Annotated in this window: 5 protein-coding genes; 1 reads left to right on the top strand and 4 read right to left on the bottom strand. The window is 72.3% G+C overall.

Features of this window, described 5'->3' with window-relative positions:
- From O3Q52_RS49445 to O3Q52_RS49430, 4 genes are all read right to left on the bottom strand, one after another.
- The coding region (locus O3Q52_RS49445) for a hypothetical protein (RefSeq protein WP_269654982.1) at positions 1-301 on the bottom strand (301 nt) is incomplete at its 3' end.
- Positions 302-306: 5 nt separating this feature from the next.
- Positions 307-1,326 (bottom strand): MoxR family ATPase, encoded by a 1,020-nt coding sequence (locus tag O3Q52_RS49440; protein ID WP_055618113.1) that lies wholly within the window; start codon positions 1,324-1,326, stop codon positions 307-309.
- Between the two features lie 157 nt (positions 1,327-1,483).
- Positions 1,484-3,580 carry a trypsin-like peptidase domain-containing protein gene (locus tag O3Q52_RS49435; protein ID WP_269654981.1) on the bottom strand — a complete coding sequence of 699 codons (2,097 nt, stop codon included), beginning with the start codon at positions 3,578-3,580 and terminating at the stop codon, positions 1,484-1,486.
- Positions 3,577-3,987, bottom strand: a complete 411-nt coding sequence (locus tag O3Q52_RS49430) for a CU044_2847 family protein (protein WP_269654980.1) — start codon at positions 3,985-3,987, stop codon at positions 3,577-3,579. The genes O3Q52_RS49435 and O3Q52_RS49430 overlap by 4 nt, the downstream gene beginning before the upstream one ends.
- Before the next feature lie 231 nt (positions 3,988-4,218).
- On the opposite strand from O3Q52_RS49430, the gene O3Q52_RS49425 reads away from it, so the two are divergent.
- Positions 4,219-4,401, top strand: coding sequence for a DUF6104 family protein (locus O3Q52_RS49425; protein ID WP_269654979.1), 183 nt, complete (start codon positions 4,219-4,221; stop codon positions 4,399-4,401).
- Positions 4,402-4,489 lie beyond the last annotated feature (88 nt).

Here is a 4,489-nt window from a genome sequence, read left to right as displayed (position 1 = left end):
GGTGGCCGTGAGCGGGCCTTCGGTCCTCAGCTGCTTGATGACCTGGTCGTACGTGCCGTCCGGCAGGCCGTGGTTCCTGGCCGGTCCCGGGGGTGTGGTCCGCCGGTGAGCGGATCGTCGGCCCCGTCCCGTTCTCCGGCGGGGCGGACGGGTCGGCCGGCCTGCGGTCCCGCTCGGCACGGGGCGGCGCCGGGTCGAGCCACCGGGACAGCCAGACGGCGTCGGCCACCTCTTCGGCGGTGGGGTCGAGACCGCCCCGGCGCAGCCTGCCGATCAGGTCCTCCAGATGCATCCCGTGCATCCGGCTCACCGCGAGCGGTCGAGTGGGTGCATGAGCAGGTCCGCGATCCGCTCGCGGGTGAGGCGCTCCGCGTGGGGGGTGTGCTGGGTGAGGAAGAGGGCGTTGAGCAGTTGGTCCGCGGCGACGACCTCGCCGGGCTCCCGGTCGAGGAAGCGGTCGATGAGATCGCGGCCCTGCTCGACGCTCTCGCCGCCGAGGTGTGCCTCGACCATGGCGGTGAGCTGTTCCTCGCCGGGGGGTTCGAGCTCCAGCTGGATGCAGCGCCGCAGAAGGGGAGCCGGGAAGTCCCGTTCTCCGTTGGACGTCAGGATGATGAGCGGGAAGGCGGTGCAGGCGACGCGTCCGCCATGCACGGGCACGCGGCGGCCGTCGTGGGTGAGGACCTCGACGACGGGTTCGCGGTCGGCCACGCGCTCCAGCTCGGGGATGGCGAACTCGCCTTCCTCCAGCGTGTTCAGAAGGTCGTTGGGCAGGTCGAGGTCGCTCTTGTCGAGTTCGTCGATCAGCAGGACGCGGGGCACCTCGGCGGGCAGCAGCGCGGTGCCGAGGGGGCCGAGTCGTACGTACGATCCGATGCCGGACGGGGCTGCCGCGGGCGCGGCGGTGGCGCCCTGGGCCCGCTCAAGCTGGACGTCCTGGAGGCGGCCGATGGCGTCGTAGCGGTACAGGCCGTCCTGGAGTGTGGTGCGGCTGACGACGGGCCAGCGCAGTACCCGGCCGAGGCCCAGCTCGTGTGCCACCGCGTAGGCGAGGGTGGACTTGCCGGTGCCCGGGTTGCCGGTGACGAGGAGGGGGCGGCGCAGATAGAGGGCCGCGTTGACGGCGTCGACCTCGGCGGGCCGGGGCGCGTAGTTCTCCACGAGGCGCCGCCGTACGCCGAGTCGGCGGGCGCTGCTGGGGTCGTCCGGTCCGGACTCGGGTCGGTCGGGTGCCGCCGCGAAGTCCCGCCAAGGGGGCGGCGGGGGTAACTGCCGCACACCGTCGTGCGGCTGACCCACCCCGCGGTAGATCCGCCAGTCGTTCACCATGGGCTCCTCCCGGCTCTGGTGATCATGCAGCGGGTCCCGGCTGTTCGATGTACGACGTTACCGCCGGTGTGCCGGGCCTGCCGAGCTTCCTGTTCGTCCGGTATCGAATCCGGTCAGCGAACATCCGTACGAGGCAAGGGAGTTGGGAGTCGATTCACGTGTCGGGGGCTGCCATGAGGGGCGGTTGCATGGGTTCCGTTCCGTGCGGCGGACGATCCGGCGGATCGAACAGTACAGCGATGTCGCCCACGAGACCCTCCGCCGTGTCGGGATCCGACACACGGATCCTGAGCTCGCGCACCTGCCGGTGCAGACCCTCGGCCCCGCCCGCCAGGCCCAGCAACTGCCCGGCCTGCAGATGGAACTCCCGGCATTCCTCGTGGTCGTGGCCGTCCCTGCGCCACAGCACCAGGGGGTGCCCGGCGGCGAGTGCGGCCGCCATCGCGTCGAGGCCGGGACCGCTGCCGACCGGACCGCAGTGGACGGGAACGCACGCGTCGTCCATGCCCGAGAGCCGGCCGTACGCCGCCATCCTGCCCTCCGGGCGTCCCGCCTCCGGGTGCCCCTGATCCGTCGCCTCGCCCCTCAGCGGTCCGGCGGCCAGCGGCCGGTTCGCCACGCCCGCCCATCTGCGGCGCCATTCTGGGCTGGCCGGCCGGGAGTTGCGCCGACGGTCTCGGATGACGACGACCCTGCGCAGTCCGAGCGGCATGGACTGTTCGTCGAAGAGGTCGGCGTCGTCCCAGGCGTCGTCGGCGCTGAGCCGCCAGTCGTCGAGCGGTACGTCGAACAGCCGGCGAGGCAGGAAGGCCTCGACCGCGGCCAGGTGTTCGCCGCGGTCGCCCAGGCGCAGGGCCTCCGCCAGCGGTTCCCGCAGGTACTGGTGCAGTTCGTCGCGGCGCACGCCCTGGTCGTTGCTGTAGAGCGGGGTGACGTCCTGGCCGTCGTAGAGGAGCTTGACGCTCAGGGGGTACCGCTCTCCGTAGACGGGCTCCCCGACGTCGACGAGGACGTCGGCCCGGGCGCGGGACGCTGTCCCTGCCGACGTCCTCGTCGGCGTCGGCCCGGCCACAGCGGCGACGGTCGCCGGTGTCCGGAGGGTCTCCTCGGACAGGCGGTCCAGGAGGGCGTCGATGTCCTCGCGGATGGCCTGGCGTGCGTAGAGGGTCGCCTGCTCGGTGATCCAGGCGGTGAAGTCGCGCAGCCGGTCGTGGTCCACGTCGGCGGGGTGGTCGAGGGCGGTGTGCCTGGCCACCTTCGCCGCGTACAACAGGACTGCGTCGAGGGCGAGTTCGGGTCTGCCACCGTGGTCGCCCGGGTCCCGCAGGCCGTGCAGGAGTCCGGCGCCCTCCCGCCAGGTGCGCGGGTCGTGCTCGATGGGCGAGCGGTAGTCCTCCTGCACCACACGGGACTTGACCTCGTGGACGAGGTGCATGACCTCGCCCGGGCCGCCGGGCGGCGGGAGATGGGCGAAGTGGCCGTAGAGACGGACGCGCAGTACGGGAGCGAGACCGTGGGCACCCGGACCGCGCAGCCGGGTCTGGGTCCTGGTCCAGTCCGCGCCCGCCGCGGGGTCGTTGAAGCGGTCGAGGTGGTGGAGGTCGTGCTCCCCCATGACGGTGTGCAGGATCTCGCCGCCCCGCACGTCGTACAGCTCGCGCAGCGCGGTGATGGGGACGGCGGCTCCCTCGTGCCGGCCGCGCCCCTTGTTCATGCCGATGACGGCGCCGTGCCGCAGGTCGACCACGGGCCCGCCCGAGACTCCCTCGACCGGCGTCTGGCCGGTGAGGAGCAGCGCCTTGCCGTCCAGGGCCGACGCCTCTCCGATGCCGTGCCGCATACCGAGGTCGCCGGTCTGCCGTGACCAGCCGTGCAGGCTGACCGGAGCGGGGATGGTCGGCGCCCGGTCGCTCAGCCAGACGCACGGCGCGTCGTCGGCGCCCCGCACCCTGACGAGCGCGATGTCCGGGAACCGCCAGCTGCCGCGGGCCCCGTCGGGCTCCTCGGGCCGCGGTTTGGCGAGCACCACCTCGCCGGTGGTCTTGCCGCCCTGCCAGGTCACGCCGACGGCGTTGCCACTTCGCCACACGGCCGCTCCCCCCTTTCCCACGACATGGGCGCAGGTCAGCAGCCAGCCGGGTGCTATGAAGAAACCGCTGCCCCAGTACTCCTCACGGTCCGGTGCATACCCGTCGCCCGGTGCCACGATGCGCGCGAGCGAGGGGCGCACCATCTCCTCAAGGGCGCTCATCCGGCGCCGGAGGCCGAGGGTCCGGCCTGCCCGTCGCCGCCGTCTCCCTGCCCCGCACCGGCCGCGCCCGCCTGCCCCGCGGGCTCGGTCCAGGTCAGGGACACGGAAAGGGAAGCCTGGCCACCGCCTCCCGCGATGGCTCCTACGATCCTGCCCGCCTGCGCCGACAGTTCGATGCCGAAGCTCACGGCCACCTCGACCGGTGCCGGGGTGTCCAGACCGGCGCGCAGGGAGCGCACGACGCCACCGACCGCGTCGGCCAGTCCGCCCGCCATGTCGACGATCCGGTCACCGACCCCGGTGTCCTGATATCCGTCCCCGTCCAGCGCGGCCTCGTCCGCCGCACTGACCCTCGCCCATACGACGGTCCCGTCGTCGAGCCGTATCCGTTCGATCCCTCCACCCACGGCGCCCCCGTCCGTTCGCTGCCGGTTTCCCTTTGCCAACTGTGAAGCTCCCCTACCGCAGGGAAGGAGAAGGCTAACTCCCGACCTGGGACATGTGCGAGGGGCACCTATCGGTGACGGCTCCGGGCGACCGGATCCGGCGGGCAGTACATAGGCTGTGACCGGAAACCGGTCCACAGACTGTGAACTGTGACCGAAGGCGGAACACGGACGCACGCAGGAGAACACCCCATGTACTTCACCGACCGCGGCATCGAGGAACTGGAGAAGCGGCGCGGCCAGGAAGAGATCACCTTCGAGTGGCTCGGCGAGCAGCTGCGTACGTTCGTCGACCTCAACCCGGACTTCGAGGTCCCGGTCGAGCGACTGGCGACCTGGCTGGCACGGCTGGACGACGACGAGGACGAGGAGTAAGCGGCAGGCCCCGGGGCTCCGGCCCGCGGCTGCGGGCGCCTGGCGGCGGGTGCGGAGCTGGCCGTGGACTGTGCCTGGCTTCGCCGGG

This window comes from Streptomyces sp. ActVer (assembly GCF_027270795.1).
Lineage (GTDB): Bacteria > Actinomycetota > Actinomycetes > Streptomycetales > Streptomycetaceae > Streptomyces > Streptomyces umbrinus_A.
Note: the sequence above shows the minus strand (reverse complement) of the source record. Positions and strands in the feature narration are given on the sequence as shown.

Coding starts and splice junctions, on each gene's coding strand:
- O3Q52_RS49435 (WP_269654981.1), bottom strand. CDS start 3,580: ATGAGCGCCCTTGAGGAGATGGTGCGCCCCTCGCTCGCGCGCATCGTG.
- O3Q52_RS49425 (WP_269654979.1), top strand. CDS start 4,219: ATGTACTTCACCGACCGCGGCATCGAGGAACTGGAGAAGCGGCGCGGC.